Source organism: Pantoea sp. PA1, assembly GCF_056856975.1.
On record NZ_JBXGEE010000001.1, the window covers coordinates 176,880 to 193,134 of the forward strand.

Here is a 16,255-nt window from a genome sequence, read left to right on the forward strand (position 1 = left end):
GCGTGACTCTTTAGTGAGGCATCATGTTGTAGTTGAGGTTCCACATGATCCACAGTGAGCCTACTACGACAATCAGGATGATGATGGCCGAGAAAACAATGGCTACCATGTTCCAGCCACCCTCAGATTTGCTGTCTAAGTGCAGGAAGTAAACCAGGTGAACCAGCACCTGGATGACCGCACAGACCAGAACAACACCGAGGATAGTACCGTGAGATGCACTGCCATCCATTACCATCCAGAACGGGATTGCCGTCAGGATGATAGAGAGGATGAAGCCGATCATGTAGGACTTCACGCTACCGTGTGAAGCGCCATGTTCGTTAACAGAATGACTCATTACATGGCTCCCATCAGGTAAACAACGGTGAAGACGCAAATCCAGACCACGTCCAGGAAGTGCCAGAACAGGCTCAGACACATGATACGGGTGCGGTTAGTCGCGTTCAGGCCACGTTTAGAAATCTGGAACATCAGCACCAGCATCCAGATCAGACCCGAGGTCACGTGCAGACCGTGGGTACCGACCAGCGTAAAGAAGCCAGACAGGAAGCCACTGCGATCCGGACCAAAGCCTTCCGCAATCAGGTGATGGAATTCATAGATTTCCATGCCGATGAAGCCCAGACCAAACAGGAAGGTCAGCGCCAGCCAGCCGATAACGGCACCTTTTTGCTCCTTGTTCATGGAGATAACAGCCATGCCGTACGTGATGGAACTCAGCAGCAGCAGGGCGGTTTCTACCAGAACAAACGGCAGCTCAAAGATATCTTTACCTGCCGGGCCACCGGCAGTGTTGTTGACCATGACGGCATAGGTCGCAAACAGGGTTGCGAAGATAATGCAGTCACTCATCAGGTAGATCCAGAAGCCAAAGACTTTATTGGCTCCTGCATCGTGATGCCCATGCTCCGCATGGGCGTCGTGGTGATGTTTAATCAGAGTTTCAGTTGACATTATTTCAGACCTGCTTTGCTGATTTCGTCAAAGTGCTGGTTTTCAATCTTCTGAACTTCAGCAACCGGAACGTAGTAATCCACGTCTTCGTCGAAGCTCTTCACGATCCAGGTAACGATCATGCCGAGGAATGAAAGACCTGCCAGCCACCAGATATGCCAGATCAGCGCGAAGCCCATTACCGTCGCGAACGCACAGATAACCAGTGCAGCACCGCTGTTTTTCGGCATATGAATCTCTTCATACGACTCCGGCTGCTTGTACGCTTCGCCTTTCTCTTTCATTTCCCAGAAAGCGTCACGCTCATGCACATGCGGGATCACAGCAAAGTTATAGAACGGTGGTGGTGAAGAGGTTGCCCACTCCAGCGTACGACCGCCCCACGGGTCACCGGTCAGATCACGGTTCTGGTCGCGGTCACGGACCGAAACGTAGAACATGGTCAGCTGACACAGGATACCCATTGCAATCAGACCTGCACCGACCGCAGCGACCACCAGCAGAGGGTGGAACTGTGGATCGATATCCTGGCTCAGACGACGGGTCATACCCATGAAGCCCAGCGCGTACAGCGGCATAAAGGCAACGAAGAAGCCGATGATCCAGAACCAGAAGGCGCGTTTGCCCCAGGTTTCGTTCAGGGTAAAGCCAAAGGCTTTCGGGAACCAGTAGGTCACGCCCGCCATACAACCGAAGACAACACCACCGATGATAACGTTATGGAAGTGTGCAATCAGGAACAGGCTGTTGTGCAGAATGAAGTCAGCACCCGGAACGGCCAGCAGTACGCCGGTCATACCCCCTACAGAGAAGGTTACCAGGAAGCCAACGGTCCACAGCATCGCAGAGTGCATCTGGATGCGACCCTGGTACATGGTGAACAGCCAGTTAAAGATTTTAACCCCGGTCGGAATCGCGATGATCATCGTCATGATACCGAAGAAGGCATTAACGTTCGCACCCGCACCCATGGTGAAGAAGTGGTGGAGCCAGACGATGAACGACAGCACGGTAATCGCGATGGTCGCCCACACCAGTGAGGTGTAGCCAAACAGACGTTTTTTGGAGAAGGTCGCGGTAATTTCTGCGAACACACCAAAGACCGGCAGAACCAGAATATACACTTCCGGATGACCCCAGACCCAGATCAGGTTGACGTACATCATCATGTTCCCGCCCATTTCATTGGTAAAGAAATGGAAGCCGAGATAACGATCAAGGGTCAACAGCGCCAGTGTCACGGTCAGAACCGGGAACGCAGCGATGATCAGGACGTTGGTGCACAGCGCAGTCCAGGTAAAGACAGGCATTTTGAACAGGCTCATGCCCGGTGCACGCATCTTCAGGATGGTCACGAAGAAGTTAATACCGGTTAAGGTCGTACCGATACCGGAGAGCTGAAGACTCCAGATCCAGTAGTCGACCCCGACGCCGGGACTGTACTCCGCGCCGGACAGTGGCGGATAAGCCAGCCAGCCGGTCTGCGCGAACTCGCCCACACCCAGCGACAGGTTAACCAGGATCACACCGACCGCGGTAAACCAGAAGCTCAGGTTGTTCAGGAACGGGAACGCAACGTCACGTGCACCAATCTGCAGCGGAACGGCGATGTTCATCAGGCCAACCACGAAAGGCATCGCCACGAAGAAGATCATAATGACGCCGTGCGCCGTAAAGATCTGGTCGTAGTGATGCGGTGGCAGAATGCCCGCTTCACCGGCCGAAGCCATTACCTGTTGGGTACGCATCATGATGGCATCAGCAAAACCACGCAGCAGCATGACGAATGCCATGATGACGTACATGATACCCAGTTTTTTATGGTCGACAGACGTTAGCCATTCAGACCACAGATATTGCCATTTACCAAAATAGGTGATGGCGGCAATCAGTGCCAGACCACCTAAAATGATACCGGCGACCGTGACCATGATAATCGGCTCATGGTACGGCACTGCATCCAGTGTTAATTTTCCGAACATCGTATTATTCCTCGGCTCCCGCGGAAGCGGCGTGACTCATGTCCATACCTTCATGTTCAGGCATGTCCATCTTCCCGTGGCTGGTCATGAACTTAGCGATAACTTGCTTGAACAGTTCAGGATTCGCTGAAGAGAAATATTCCACCGGGTGGTTTTCGCTTGGTACAGCAACTTTCTCGAAATCTTCCATGGTGGTCAGCGTGTTAGGTGCTGCTTTAACTTTTGCTACCCACTGCTGGAATTCCGCATCGTCTTTGGTTGCAATGGCTTTGAACTTCATGCCAGAGAAACCGCGACCACTGAAGTTCGCAGAGATACCGTCGAAAGTCCCTGGCTCATTCGCAATCAGATGCAGCTTGGTCTGCATACCGGCCATCGCATAAATCTGGCTGCCGAGCGTTGGAATGAAGAAAGAGTTCATGACGGAGTTAGACGTGATTTTGAAGTTAACTGGCGTGTTTGCCGGGAAGGCAATCTGGTTCACGGTTGCAATACCCTGTTCCGGGTAAATAAACAGCCATTTCCAGTCCAGTGCAACCACATCGATCTCAACCGGTTTTACATCAGATTGCAGCGGTTTGCTGGGCTCCAGTGCATGGGTCGATTTCCAGGTCAGCACGCTGAGGAAGAGAATGATCAGGATCGGAATGGTCCAGACCACGGCTTCCACTTTGTTAGAGTGTGACCAGTTAGGGCTGTACTTCGCATTCGTGTTGGATGCCCGATATTTCCAGGCAAACACCACGGCCATCAGGACTGCGGGGATAACGACGATCAACATCAGGCCAAAGGCAGTCAGTATCAGCGAACGTTGCTCCAGTGCAATCTGTCCTTTGGGATTTAACAATGCACTATCGCAGCCACTCATTAATAAAGTGCCTGCAATTAATGACAAAATCCCCAAACTTTTATTGTATTTACTGAGTCTCATTTAACGACCTCAATGACAAAGGGCTCTATTGTCGTTTAAGTGTGCGCGCATTTTACGGGAAGGTTTATGCAGTGTAAACCAGCTTAAGGATGTGTCAGATGCGTGTTGACACCTTTTGCTAAGGGTGTCACAGATGTTGCGTCAGGTGACAAATAGTTAACGCAGACAAGCAGTTGGCACCAATATAACAAAAACCAATGGAAGTAACCGCAAAAAAATCAGGGAAAGGAATAACCCTTACTTTTAACGCCCAAATATTTAACAAGTCTGCATCATTTGTGTGATGAAATTTAACTAAAGTAATTGCTCACCGGTTTTTAGTATTTCCGCTCCCCCTCCTCAGGCCATATTCTTATTTTCGAAAAATAACAGGCGATGATAAATGACGGCGGCCTGGTCCGTTGACAAAAAAATAAGCCGCAGCCGTTAACCCATCGATTTCACTTAAGCATCTGACGCGGGCAGGGCAGGCGCTCGTTTCAGTGCCCGGTAGTCGAGCAGCAGACCCGACAATACGGCCAGCAACGCGAGCACCATGCCAGTACCAAACAGGGGTGGCAGCAGGGCAGCCAGCGCAGTGAGCCCCAGCGCATCCAGCGCCAGCGCCACCAGCCAGAGTCCCAACACGCCACAGCCTGCTGCAAACAGACGATTCGTCCAGCGATAGCCAAGAGGATAGTAGCTTCGTGTCAGGAATTTGCCACTCTGCTCGACCTGATTTAGCGTCTGACGGCAAAATGCCAGCAGCAACAGACCCGGCACGCCCGCCACGACGGTGAAGGCATAAAAGGCTGGCCAGCCCCAGAGTTCAACCAGCCAGCCCGCAGCCGGACCGACGTAAACCCGGCCCACCGCAGAAAGCGCTGACAGCAGGGCAAACTGGGTCGCGGAGAACGATTTGTTGCAGAGGGTCATCAACAGCGCCACAAAGGCGGCGGTGCCCATGCCGCCACAGAGGTTTTCCACAAAGACCGCGCTGGCCATGCTCCACAGCTGTTTATCCGTCACCGCCAGCAGCCAGTAACCGAAGTTTGAGGCAGCCTGCAGCAGGCCGAAAATCATCAGTGCCCGGAACAGACTCAGGCGCTGCATGACGACACCCCCATAGAGCGCACCAATGATGGTCGCCAGCAGGCCCAGCGTCTTGTTAACCAGACCGACATCGCCAGCATTAAAGCCGACGCCGCGAATCAGAAAGGTGGTGGTCAGGGAGGCGGCAAAAGCATCGCCCAGCTTGTAGAGAATAATCAGGGTAATCAGCAGCCAGGCGTTATTGCGCTGAAAGAAATCTTTCAGCGGGTCGACAACAGCCTGACGCAGAGAGTGGGGCGTGGAAATATGGGTGTCCGGCTCGCTCGCCATCAGCGTGGCGATAATGCCTGGCACCATCATCAGCGCCATCAGCCAGTAGGTCGCCTGCCAGCCGAGATAACGGTCAGCCAGCCACAGCGCCAGCCCGCCTGAAATCAGCATCGCCAGCCGGTAACCCAGCACGGTTATCGCCGCGCCGCTGCCGCGCTCTTCAGGTGGCAGAATATCGGTTTTCCAGGCGTCAAAGACAATGTCCTGTGAGGCGGAGCAGAAGGCAATCAGCACCGCCAGAGCCGCCATCAGGGTCAGATCCCGGCTGGGTTGCAGAAACCCCATCGCCGCAATGCCCCCGACCAGCGCCAGCTGGCTGAGCAGCAACCAGCCGCGACGCCGGCCCAGAAACGGCGGCGTGTAGCGGTCCATCATCGGCGACCAGAGAAACTTAAAGACATAGGCCTGGCCGACCAGCGAAAAGAAACCGATGGTTTTCAAATCGACATTGTCCACCGTCATCCACGCCTGCAACGTGCCGGATGTCAGAGCCAGCGGCAGGCCGGAGGCGAAACCGAGCAGCAGCAGTACGGCGGCATTTTTCTGGCTGAAGAGGCGAAGATAGTGGTTCATGCGGATCCTGCCGGTAACAAACACGATGCCCGGCATCATGCCGGGCAGAGGAGAGGCGAAATTAACGCGCGTTCTGTTTGATGAAGTCGTTGACGCTGGTGTCCTGTGCCATGTCTGCGATGACATCGCTCATGGTGGCGTTGACCGCGTTAGTAATCTTCTGGTTCGTTGCGCTGAACGCGCCTTCTACGCTGTAAGTCTGGCGGTAATTTTTAACCTGTTTGCTGCCGTTTTTGGCGGTAGCGATGATAGAGATATCCGCTTTGGTGGTAATGCTGTAGCGCACGTTGCCCTGGGTAACGTCAGCATAGAGGTTGTTCACTACGATCTGCAGATCGACCGCGCCATTCGGTCCCACCATATAGCCACGTGCCGTCATCTGTTTCTCCAGCACTTCCTGCAGCAGGAAACGCAGGTCGCGCGATGGTGTCAGGGTCACCAGCTGACCGTCACGGTTCACTTTTGCCAGCGCCTGATCCTGACGCTGATCGGCTCCGTTGATGCTGACGGTGACCGCCATCAGGCCCGGATCGCGCTGTGGCAGCTCAATCTTAGGCTGAATGGTGAGGGTATTATTGCTGGTTGCACAGCCGGCTAAAATGAACGCAGCCAACAGGGGGAATAACAGTTTTTTCAACATACTTTTTCTCGTTGGTGTCAGGGGGTTGGTTTGCAAAAATGGCGTTCATCATAGCATTGCCCGGCAGTGAAAAAAGCCCTGCGCCAGGGGAAATTGTCTCTGAAGATGTTTTGCGCAGGGTCACTGGCGTGTCTGTTTGCTGTTCGTTTCAGCTGCGTTATGATGCGCGCCGGAAGCTGGCCGACGCCTGAGCGAATATTTCGTGTCGGCTGACGGGTAAGCGCAGTAAAAGCGACTAAGATTGAATGAGATGGGGCACCGCGCTCGCCATTGAGGAGTAATAGCCATGATCCGCGAACAAATAGAAGAAAAGCTGCGTGTGGCATTTCAGCCAGCTCATCTGGAAGTGCATGACGAAAGTTACCGGCATAATGTGCCTGCCGGTTCCGAAAGTCACTTCAAAGTGGTCATTGTCAGCGACTGCTTTGCAGGCCAGCGCTTTCTGGCGCGTCACCGTCTGATTTATGGCGAACTGGCGGCAGAACTCGCCGGCAGCGTCCATGCCTTAGCCCTGCACACCTACACACTGAAAGAGTGGGAAGGATTGCAGGATACCGTGCTGGCTTCGCCGAACTGTCGTGGGGCCGGAACCCTCGCCTGATCTCCCTTCTCTGAAACGGCCTGCGGGCCGTTTTTTCGTTTATTTAGCGAAAAACGCGATCCCTGGCTCAAAAAAGCAGCAAAGCTGCTGAAAAGTGGTGAGTTACCATCCTCGACTCATTCCAGCGATGCCGCTATAATGCTGCGTCTATTTTTCCGGAATGTCTTCGGGACGCTTCTGGTAACAGGGATCAGGTTCTCTTCACGGAAGCCGTCCCGGTTGTTGGATACGGCGCATTTCACGATGTGTGGTGTCTGAAGTTGACCGAGCACGTGATTTTTTGAGGTAACAAGATGCAAGTTTCTGTAGAAACCACTCAGGGCCTGGGCCGTCGCATTACGATTACTGTCGCTGCTGACAGCATCGAAAGCGCAGTAAAAAAAGAACTGGTTGACGTTGCCAGGAAAGTTCGCATCGATGGTTTCCGTAAAGGCAAAGTGCCGATGAACATCGTCGCACAGCGTTACGGCGCTTCTGTCCGCCAGGACGTGCTGGGCGAGCTGATGACGCGCAACTTCGTTGACGCCATCATCAAAGAAAAAATCAACCCGGCTGGCGCACCTAACTACGTGCCAGGCGAGTACAAAGAAGGTCAGGATTTCACCTACGCGGTTGAGTTCGAAGTGTATCCGGAAGTTGAGCTGAAAGGCCTGGAAAACATCGAAGTCGAAAAACCTCTGGTTGAAGTTACCGATGCTGACGTTGACACCATGCTGGATACCCTGCGCAAGCAGCAGGCTAACTGGATTGAAAGCGACGCAGCGGCCGGTGCAGAAGATCGCGCGACCCTCGACTTCAACGGTTCCGTTGACGGCGAAGAGTTCGAAGGCGGCAAAGCCTCTGATTTCGTTCTGGCCATGGGCCAGGGCCGCATGATCCCAGGCTTTGAAGAAGGCATCGTGGGTCACAAAGCGGGCGAGACGTTCACCATTGACGTGAAATTCCCGGACGACTACCACGCAGAAACCCTGAAAGGGAAAGACGCGAAGTTCGAGATCGTGCTGAAGAAAGTTGAAACGCGCGAGCTGCCAGAACTGACTGAAGAGTTCATCAAACGTTTCGGCGTTGAAGATGGTTCTGTTGCCGGTCTGCGCACTGAAGTCCGTAAGAACATGGATCGCGAGCTGAAAGGCGCTATCCGTAACCGCATCAAATCTCAGGCGATCGACGGTCTGGTTGCGGCTAACGAAATCGACGTTCCTGCTGCGCTGGTTGATAGCGAAATCGACGTTCTGCGTCGTCAGGCTGCACAGCGTTTTGGTGGCAACGAGCAGCAGGCGCTGGAACTGCCTCGTGAACTGTTCGAAGAGCAGGCGAAACGCCGTGTTGTTGTCGGCCTGCTGCTGGGCGAAGTGATTCGTACCCATGAGCTGAAAGCGGATGAAGCACGCGTTAACACCATGATCGAAGAGATGGCTTCTGCGTATGAAGATCCGCAGGAAGTGATCGAGTTCTACAGCAAGAATAACGAGCTGATGAACAACATGCGCAACGTTGCGCTGGAAGAGCAGGCGGTTGAAGCGGTCCTGGCGAAAGCGAAAGTGACCGAGAAAGAGACCAACTTCCAGGATCTGATGAACCAGACCGCTCAGGCCTGATCAGACCTTTAACGGTATGTGCTAAGCCCGTGACTGAAAAGTCGCGGGCTTTTTTGTTTTGACGCTCAGCACGCTATTCTCCCCCTCTATTTGCTTAATTAACCAGCAAATTATTCACGCATCGCTTTTTCCGGGTTAGCGAACAGGGAAAAGATTGTTATGCTTGAAACAGGCGTGCACTATCCCCAGATATAGGGAGTATGCAGGAAGAAGAGTGAGGCTGGCTGATTAACCGTCCTGAAGGTGTCGGAAAGAGACGTGGCGTGGAGTTTCCCGCGCGTCTTTCGTAGAATCGGTACAGAATGTTGCCAATGAAATTTATCCAGGAGACGGTAATGTCATACAGTGGCGATCGTGAATATACTGCACCGCACAATGCGCTGGTGCCAATGGTTGTTGAACAGACTTCGCGTGGTGAGCGTTCTTACGACATTTACTCCCGTCTGCTGAAAGAGCGTGTGATCTTCCTGACCGGCCAGGTCGAAGACCATATGGCGAATCTGATCGTCGCGCAGATGCTGTTTCTGGAAGCGGAAAACCCGGAAAAAGATATCTATCTCTACATTAACTCACCGGGCGGCGTGATCACGGCTGGCATGTCGATTTACGACACCATGAAGTTCATCAAGCCGGATGTCAGCACCATCTGTATGGGCCAGGCCTGTTCCATGGGCGCTTTCCTGCTGACCGCGGGGACCAAAGGTAAACGTTTCTGCCTGCCAAACTCACGCGTCATGATCCACCAGCCGCTGGGCGGCTATCAGGGCCAGGCGTCAGACATCGAAATCCATGCGCGCGAGATCCTGAAGGTGAAACAGCGTATGAATGAGCTGATGGCTGAGCACACCGGTAAATCGCTGGAAGAAATTGAGCGCGACACCGAGCGTGACCGTTTCCTCTCTGCCAGTGAAGCGGTAGAGTATGGCTTAGTCGATTCAATTCTGACGCATCGCCAATAAGACCCGACTTACCCTTGTCCCTGGTCTATAGTTAACAGGACAACGGTACTATTACGGGTTGAATGAATTTCGGCCGTCACTGCACGGCCTGCGCCGTACGCAGGTACGGCCTGAGAACAAGAAGAGGTTAACTGATGACAGATAAGCGCAAAGACGGTTCAGGAAAGTTGCTGTACTGCTCTTTTTGCGGCAAAAGCCAGCATGAAGTGCGAAAGCTGATTGCCGGGCCGTCAGTGTATATCTGCGATGAGTGTGTTGACCTGTGCAACGACATCATTCGCGAAGAGATCAAAGAAGTTGCCCCGCATCGTGAACGCAGTGCGTTGCCGACCCCACATGAAATTCGCCATCACCTTGATGATTATGTCATCGGTCAGGAGAGAGCGAAGAAAGTGCTGGCGGTTGCGGTTTACAACCACTACAAACGTCTGCGCAATGGCGATACCAGCAACGGTATTGAGCTGGGCAAAAGTAACATTCTGCTGATTGGTCCGACCGGTAGTGGTAAAACGCTGCTGGCTGAGACGCTGGCGCGCCTGCTGGATGTGCCGTTCACCATGGCTGATGCAACCACGCTGACTGAAGCGGGTTACGTGGGTGAAGATGTCGAAAACATCATCCAGAAGCTGCTGCAGAAGTGTGACTATGACGTGCAGAAAGCGCAGCGCGGCATCGTCTACATCGATGAAATCGATAAAATTTCACGTAAGTCTGACAACCCGTCGATTACCCGTGACGTGTCAGGCGAAGGTGTTCAGCAGGCGCTGCTGAAGCTGATTGAAGGTACTGTGGCCGCGGTTCCACCGCAGGGCGGACGTAAGCATCCTCAGCAGGAATTTTTGCAGGTTGATACCTCTAAAATTCTCTTTATCTGTGGCGGCGCATTCGCCGGTCTGGACAAAGTGATCTCGCAGCGTGTTGAAACCGGATCCGGTATCGGCTTCGGCGCAACCGTGAAAGGGAAATCGCAGAAAGCCAGCGAAGGCGAACTGCTTTCACAGTGTGAACCTGAAGATTTAATCAAATTTGGTCTGATCCCTGAGTTCATCGGCCGTCTGCCTGTTGTGGCGACCCTGAGCGAGCTGAGTGAAGAAGCCCTGATTCAGATTCTGCGTGAGCCGAAGAATGCCCTGACCAAACAGTACCAGGCGCTGTTCAACCTGGAAGGCGTTGAGCTGGAGTTCCGTGACGAGGCGTTAACCGCTATCGCGAAAAAAGCGATGTCACGTAAAACCGGTGCACGTGGTCTGCGTTCGATCGTTGAAGGCGCGTTACTGGAAACGATGTATGACCTGCCTTCTATGGATGACGTCGAAAAAGTAGTGATTGATGAGTCAGTTATTGACGGTCAGTCTGAACCGATGCTGATTTACGGCAAGCACGAAGCGCAGGCATCTGGCGAATAATTAAACAGATCGTCCACATTGTTATCTTAAAAAAGGGGAAAATGTTTCCCCTTTTGCTTTTCTCGCCTCTGTGACGTTGAATGTCAGACAATCATCCCCATATACTCAGATACCTGTGGGTTTAACTGCATACCTGCCTGATGCGGTTCCCATCACCTGGCGGACATTAAACAAAGAGAGAGCTCTATGAATCCTGAGCGTTCTGAACGCATTGAAATCCCCGTGTTGCCGCTGCGCGACGTGGTGGTTTATCCGCACATGGTAATTCCGTTGTTTGTTGGCCGGGAAAAATCAATTCGGTGCCTTGAAGCCGCAATGGATCATGATAAAAAAATCATGCTGGTCGCACAGAAAGAGGCTTCAACGGATGAACCTGGCATTAACGATCTCTTTTCAGTAGGGACCGTGGCATCAGTATTGCAAATGCTGAAACTGCCGGATGGCACCGTCAAAGTTCTGGTCGAAGGTTTACAGCGCGCCCATATCACGACGCTGGCCGATAACGGTGACCATTTTGTGGCACAAGCTGAATACCTGGTTTCGCCGGAAATTGAAGAGCGCGAGCAGGAAGTGCTGGTGCGCACGGCGATCAACCAGTTTGAAGGCTACATCAAACTGAATAAAAAGATCCCACCTGAGGTCCTGACTTCACTGAACAATATTGACGATGCGGCGCGCCTTGCCGACACCGTTGCTGCACATATGCCACTGAAACTGGCAGACAAACAGTCTGTGCTGGAGATGTCCGACGTTAACGAACGTCTGGAATATCTGATGGCGATGATGGAATCTGAAATCGATCTGCTGCAGGTTGAGAAGCGTATTCGCAACCGTGTTAAGAAGCAGATGGAGAAGAGCCAGCGCGAGTACTATCTGAATGAGCAGATGAAGGCAATTCAGAAAGAGCTGGGCGAGATGGATGACGCGCCGGACGAATATGAAGCGTTAAAACGCAAAATCGACGCGGCAAAAATGCCGGAAGAGGCGCGTGAGAAAGCCGAAGCCGAGCTGCAGAAGCTGAAAATGATGTCTCCGATGTCGGCGGAAGCGACCGTAGTGCGTGGCTACATCGACTGGATGGTGCAGGTTCCGTGGAACGCACGCAGCAAAGTGAAGAAAGATCTGCGTAAAGCGCAGGAGACACTGGATACCGATCACTACGGCCTGGAGCGCGTGAAGGATCGTATTCTCGAGTATCTTGCGGTTCAGAGTCGCGTCAGCAAAATCAAAGGGCCGATTCTCTGCCTGGTTGGACCGCCAGGGGTAGGTAAAACGTCCCTCGGTCAGTCGATCGCCAAAGCGACCGGACGTAAATATGTGCGTATGGCACTGGGTGGCGTGCGTGACGAAGCGGAAATCCGTGGTCACCGTCGTACTTACATCGGCTCAATGCCGGGTAAACTCATTCAGAAAATGGCAAAAGTCGGGGTGAAAAACCCGCTGTTCCTGCTGGATGAAATCGACAAGATGTCCTCTGACATGCGTGGCGATCCGGCGTCGGCGCTGCTGGAAGTCCTCGATCCGGAACAGAACATTGCGTTCAACGATCACTATCTGGAAGTCGACTATGACCTCTCCGATGTGATGTTCGTGGCCACGTCAAACTCCATGAACATTCCGGCTCCGCTGCTTGACCGTATGGAAGTGATTCGTCTGTCGGGTTACACCGAAGATGAAAAACTGAACATCGCCAAGCAGCATCTGCTGCCGAAGCAGATTGAGCGTAACGCCCTGAAGGCCAGTGAGATTACGGTTGAAGACAGCGCCATCATCGGCATCATTCGCTACTACACTCGCGAAGCCGGGGTGCGTAGCCTTGAGCGTGAGCTGTCGAAATTGTGCCGTAAAGCGGTGAAGTCACTGCTGATGGACAAGACGAAAAAGCACATCACCATCGATGGCGAGAACCTCAAGGATTTCCTGGGCGTTCAGCGCTTCGACTATGGCCGTGCTGACAGCGAAAACCGTGTCGGTCAGGTGACCGGACTGGCGTGGACCGAAGTGGGCGGCGATCTGCTGACCATCGAAACCGCCTGTGTGCCGGGTAAAGGCAAGCTGACTTATACGGGGTCGCTGGGTGAAGTGATGCAGGAGTCGATTCAGGCTGCGCTGACCGTGGTGCGTGCCCGTGCCGAGAAGCTGGGCATCAATGGTGACTTCTACGAAAAACGTGATATTCACGTTCACGTTCCGGAAGGCGCGACGCCAAAAGATGGCCCAAGTGCCGGTATCGCGATGTGCACCGCGCTGGTCTCCTGTCTGACCGGTAACCCGGTGCGCGCCGATGTGGCGATGACCGGTGAGATCACCCTGCGTGGTCAGGTGTTGCCGATTGGCGGCCTGAAAGAGAAACTGCTGGCCGCACACCGTGGTGGCATCAAAACCGTACTGATCCCGGACGACAACAAGCGTGATCTGGAAGATATTCCTCAGAACGTGATTGCCGATCTGGCGATTCATCCGGTGAAACGCATTGAAGAGGTGCTGAATCTGGCACTGGAAAATGCGCCATACGGTATGCAGGTCGCAACAGCAAAATAGTGATTAGCGGCATAAACCGTTAAAAAGCGAAGCTGGCAAGGCAATTGACGCTTGCCAGCTTTTTTTTGTGCCGCTAATTTAGGTGGCTGCCGGCATGACGTTCTCAGAGAAATTCCGTTGTTTCGGCTCCACAGGCTTGATATAACTTGCTGCGCGTTCGTACCCGGCGGGAAGCCGGGGTACGATGTGAAATAATAAAAGAGGGGATGAAGAGAGTGAATAAGTCACAATTGATCGACAAAATTGCTGCTGATGCTGACATTTCTAAAGCGGCAGCGGGACGTGTTTTAGATGCATTTATGGGCTCTGTTTCCGATGCGCTGAAAGACGGTGATGAAGTGGCTCTGGTCGGTTTCGGTACTTTCTCTGTACGTGACCGTGCTGCGCGTACTGGCCGCAACCCGCAAACCGGTAAAGAGATCACGATCCCGGCCGGTAAAGTGCCAGGTTTCCGTGCCGGTAAAGCCTTGAAAGACGCAGTCAATTAAGAATAACGAACAGATTCATTGACGCATTTTCTTCAGTGGATGAGAGGACGATGAACGCGTTCTCATGTAACATACGGGCACATCAATGAGATGTGCCTTTTTTGTTTTAATCGGTGAAAATCGGGCCGTTAGATGGACCTGGACCGGATTGAGACTGCCAGCTAAGCCAGCAGTTGCGTGAGTCGCCAGCCAGAGGCAAAGGGCGACCGGGCTTTACATTCACACTACAGCGGAGTGTTGCCATACCATGATGGACAATTTACGCGCGGCGTCGAACCATGTCGTGCTCAAGATTATTTTGGGGCTGATTATCCTCTCCTTTGTGCTGACGGGCGTTGGCAACTATCTGATTGGCGGCAATAACGACTATGCGGCCAAAGTAAACGGTCAGGAGATTAGCCGCGCGCAGCTGGAGCAGGCGTTCAACAGCGAACGCAGTCGTCAGCAGCAGATGCTGGGTGACCAGTTCTCGCAGCTGGCCAGCAACGACGGTTACATGCAGCAGATGCGTCAGCAGGCGCTGTCTCAGTTAATCGACCGGGCGCTGCTTGACAGCTATATCAAAGATCTCCACCTCAGCATCAGCGACGATCAGGTCAAACAGGCTATCTTCAACCAGCAGGCTTTTCAGACCAACGGTAAATTCGATAATGCGAAATACCTCAATCTGATCGGCAGCATGGGGTTCAGTGCTGACCAGTATGCTGAAGCGCTGCGTAAACAGCTCTCCAATCAACAGCTGATCAATGCCGTCGCCAATACTGACTTCACGCTGAAAGGCGAAGCGAGCCGGCTGGTGGACCTGGTGTCACAGCAGCGTGATATCCGTCAGGTGACGCTGGATGTGAACGCGCTGGCGGCGAAACAGACCGTCACCGATGACGAAATCAGCCAGTATTATCAGCAGCATAAAAGCAGCTTTATGGCACCAGAGCAGTTCCGCGTCAGCTACATCCTGATGGATGCCGCCAGCATGCAGCAGGATGCCAGCGAGGCGGATATTCAGGCCTGGTACGATCAGCATAAAGCGGACTACACGCAGCCACAGCGTACTCGCTACAGCGTAATCCAGACGAAAACGGAAGCGGATGCTAATGCCGTTCTGGCTCAGCTGAAAGCGGGCGCCTCTTTCGCGGACGTGGCAAAAGCCAAATCCATTGACCCTATCTCCGCGCGTAAGGGCGGCGACATGGGCTGGCTGGAACCGTCTACCACACCGGATGAGCTGAAAAATGCGGGCCTGACAGAGAAAGGCCAGATGTCGGGCGTGATCAAATCGTCAGTGGGCTTCCTGGTCGTGCGTCTTGACGATATCCAGGCAGAGCAGGTTAAGCCGCTGGCTGACGTTCACAGCGCGATTGCCGCGAAAGTGAAGCAGGAGAAGGGCGTTGATGCGTTCTACAAACTGCAGCAGAAAGTCAGCGAAGCGGCGAGCAACGATAATGAGTCACTGGCGGGGGCCGAGCAGGCTTCCGGTCTGAAGGCACAGGAGACCGGCTGGTTCAGTCAGGATTCACTGCCAGACGCGCTTAATTTTGATCCGGTTAAGCAGGCTATCTTCAACGGTGGCCTGGTGGGACAGAACGGTGCGCCGGGTAATAACTCCGATATCATCAGCGTGGATGGCGACCGCGCCTTTGTGCTGCGTATCAGCGATCACAAACCGGAAGCGGTAAAACCGCTGGATCAGGTTAAGGCGCAGATCACCGACACGCTGAAGCATGATAAAGCGACGCAGCAGGCGAAAGCCCAGGCGGACAAACTGCTGGATGCGCTTAAAGCCGGTAAGCAGGATGCGCTGACCGCAGCAGGCCTGACGCTGAGCGCCAGTAAAACGGTCGATCGCAACGTGCAGGATCCGGTGGCACAGGCTGCCTTTAATCTGCCTCAGCCTGCAGATAACAAACCATCATGGGGCGTGAGTGAAGATATGCAGGGCAACGTGGTGCTGGTGGCCGTGGATAAGGTGAAAACCGGCACCATGCCACAGGCGCAGATTGATGAAATGGTCAAAGGTGTCACGCAGAACAATGCCCAGCTGACCTTTGAAGCGTTACTGCAAAATCTGCGCAAAGAGGCAAAAATCAAGTACGGCGCAGCCGCACAAATGCAGTAAGCCTCGCAGAAACCGCAAAACCACTGTAATAACCCAAGGCCGCATTCGCGGCCTTTTCCATTTCTGAAATCCCGCTTTTGTGCCTTGTGCACCGTCGTGAC

13 protein-coding genes are annotated in these 16,255 nt (G+C 53.4%); 7 read left to right on the forward strand and 6 right to left on the reverse strand.

Translation table 11 applies throughout. The features are described from left to right. Nucleotides 1-10: 10 nt before the first annotated feature. The 6 genes from AC1V0D_RS01010 to AC1V0D_RS01035 form a co-directional block, all read right to left on the reverse strand. Nucleotides 11-340 carry a cytochrome o ubiquinol oxidase subunit IV gene (locus tag AC1V0D_RS01010; RefSeq protein ID WP_008924889.1) on the reverse strand — a complete coding sequence of 110 codons (330 nt, stop codon included), beginning with the start codon at nt 338-340 and terminating at the stop codon, nt 11-13. After that, nucleotides 340-957 carry a cytochrome o ubiquinol oxidase subunit III gene (locus AC1V0D_RS01015; RefSeq protein WP_009091720.1) on the reverse strand — a complete coding sequence of 206 codons (618 nt, stop codon included), beginning with the start codon at nt 955-957 and terminating at the stop codon, nt 340-342. The genes AC1V0D_RS01010 and AC1V0D_RS01015 overlap by 1 nt, the downstream gene beginning before the upstream one ends. Then, nucleotides 957-2,939, reverse strand: a complete 1,983-nt coding sequence (cyoB, locus tag AC1V0D_RS01020; protein ID WP_009091717.1) for a cytochrome o ubiquinol oxidase subunit I — start codon at nt 2,937-2,939, stop codon at nt 957-959. The genes AC1V0D_RS01015 and cyoB overlap by 1 nt, the downstream gene beginning before the upstream one ends. Before the next feature lie 4 nt (nt 2,940-2,943). Beyond that, on the reverse strand, nt 2,944-3,870 hold the full coding sequence (cyoA, locus tag AC1V0D_RS01025) for a cytochrome o ubiquinol oxidase subunit II (protein ID WP_046101354.1): 927 nt from the start codon (nt 3,868-3,870) through the stop codon (nt 2,944-2,946). A 444-nt stretch (nt 3,871-4,314) separates the two neighbouring features. Then, the gene (ampG, locus tag AC1V0D_RS01030) at nt 4,315-5,805 is read right to left on the reverse strand and encodes a muropeptide MFS transporter AmpG (protein ID WP_482906873.1); all 1,491 of its coding nucleotides are present in this window, start codon (nt 5,803-5,805) and stop codon (nt 4,315-4,317) included. 61 nt (nt 5,806-5,866) lie between these two features. Further along, nucleotides 5,867-6,445 carry a lipoprotein gene (locus AC1V0D_RS01035; RefSeq protein ID WP_009091711.1) on the reverse strand — a complete coding sequence of 193 codons (579 nt, stop codon included), beginning with the start codon at nt 6,443-6,445 and terminating at the stop codon, nt 5,867-5,869. A gap of 286 nt (nt 6,446-6,731) precedes the next feature. On the opposite strand from AC1V0D_RS01035, the gene bolA reads away from it, so the two are divergent. The 7 genes from bolA to ppiD all read left to right on the forward strand — a co-directional run bounded on the left by bolA (nt 6,732) and on the right by ppiD (nt 16,154). Then, nucleotides 6,732-7,046: a transcriptional regulator BolA gene (gene bolA, locus AC1V0D_RS01040; RefSeq protein ID WP_008924895.1), complete on the forward strand. Its 315-nt coding sequence runs from the start codon at nt 6,732-6,734 to the stop codon at nt 7,044-7,046. A gap of 293 nt (nt 7,047-7,339) precedes the next feature. Then, nucleotides 7,340-8,644 (forward strand): trigger factor, encoded by a 1,305-nt coding sequence (tig, locus tag AC1V0D_RS01045; RefSeq protein ID WP_009091709.1) that lies wholly within the window; start codon nt 7,340-7,342, stop codon nt 8,642-8,644. A gap of 335 nt (nt 8,645-8,979) precedes the next feature. Next, nucleotides 8,980-9,603, forward strand: coding sequence for an ATP-dependent Clp endopeptidase proteolytic subunit ClpP (gene clpP / locus AC1V0D_RS01050; protein ID WP_009091707.1), 624 nt, complete (start codon nt 8,980-8,982; stop codon nt 9,601-9,603). A 134-nt stretch (nt 9,604-9,737) separates the two neighbouring features. Then, nucleotides 9,738-11,009, forward strand: coding sequence for an ATP-dependent protease ATP-binding subunit ClpX (gene clpX / locus AC1V0D_RS01055; RefSeq protein WP_009091705.1), 1,272 nt, complete (start codon nt 9,738-9,740; stop codon nt 11,007-11,009). 186 nt (nt 11,010-11,195) lie between these two features. Continuing rightward, nucleotides 11,196-13,550, forward strand: coding sequence for an endopeptidase La (gene lon / locus AC1V0D_RS01060; RefSeq protein WP_046101355.1), 2,355 nt, complete (start codon nt 11,196-11,198; stop codon nt 13,548-13,550). 215 nt (nt 13,551-13,765) lie between these two features. Further along, complete coding sequence (gene hupB, locus AC1V0D_RS01065) at nt 13,766-14,038, forward strand: nucleoid-associated protein HU-beta (protein WP_009091701.1); 273 nt, start codon at nt 13,766-13,768, stop codon at nt 14,036-14,038. Between the two features lie 247 nt (nt 14,039-14,285). Then, the gene (ppiD, locus tag AC1V0D_RS01070; protein WP_482906874.1) at nt 14,286-16,154 is read left to right on the forward strand and encodes a peptidylprolyl isomerase; all 1,869 of its coding nucleotides are present in this window, start codon (nt 14,286-14,288) and stop codon (nt 16,152-16,154) included. Nucleotides 16,155-16,255 lie beyond the last annotated feature (101 nt).

Bases quoted from the DNA above. Each gene is read 5' to 3' on its own strand.
- AC1V0D_RS01035 (WP_009091711.1), bottom strand. From the start codon at position 6,445: ATGTTGAAAAAACTGTTATTCCCCCTGTTGGCTGCGTTCATTTTAGCC.
- ampG (WP_482906873.1), bottom strand. From the start codon at position 5,805: ATGAACCACTATCTTCGCCTCTTCAGCCAGAAAAATGCCGCCGTACTG.
- ppiD (WP_482906874.1), top strand. From the start codon at position 14,286: ATGATGGACAATTTACGCGCGGCGTCGAACCATGTCGTGCTCAAGATT.
- bolA (WP_008924895.1), top strand. From the start codon at position 6,732: ATGATCCGCGAACAAATAGAAGAAAAGCTGCGTGTGGCATTTCAGCCA.
- clpX (WP_009091705.1), top strand. From the start codon at position 9,738: ATGACAGATAAGCGCAAAGACGGTTCAGGAAAGTTGCTGTACTGCTCT.
- AC1V0D_RS01010 (WP_008924889.1), bottom strand. From the start codon at position 340: ATGAGTCATTCTGTTAACGAACATGGCGCTTCACACGGTAGCGTGAAG.
- cyoB (WP_009091717.1), bottom strand. From the start codon at position 2,939: ATGTTCGGAAAATTAACACTGGATGCAGTGCCGTACCATGAGCCGATT.
- clpP (WP_009091707.1), top strand. From the start codon at position 8,980: ATGTCATACAGTGGCGATCGTGAATATACTGCACCGCACAATGCGCTG.
- AC1V0D_RS01015 (WP_009091720.1), bottom strand. From the start codon at position 957: ATGTCAACTGAAACTCTGATTAAACATCACCACGACGCCCATGCGGAG.
- tig (WP_009091709.1), top strand. From the start codon at position 7,340: ATGCAAGTTTCTGTAGAAACCACTCAGGGCCTGGGCCGTCGCATTACG.
- lon (WP_046101355.1), top strand. From the start codon at position 11,196: ATGAATCCTGAGCGTTCTGAACGCATTGAAATCCCCGTGTTGCCGCTG.
- cyoA (WP_046101354.1), bottom strand. From the start codon at position 3,870: ATGAGACTCAGTAAATACAATAAAAGTTTGGGGATTTTGTCATTAATT.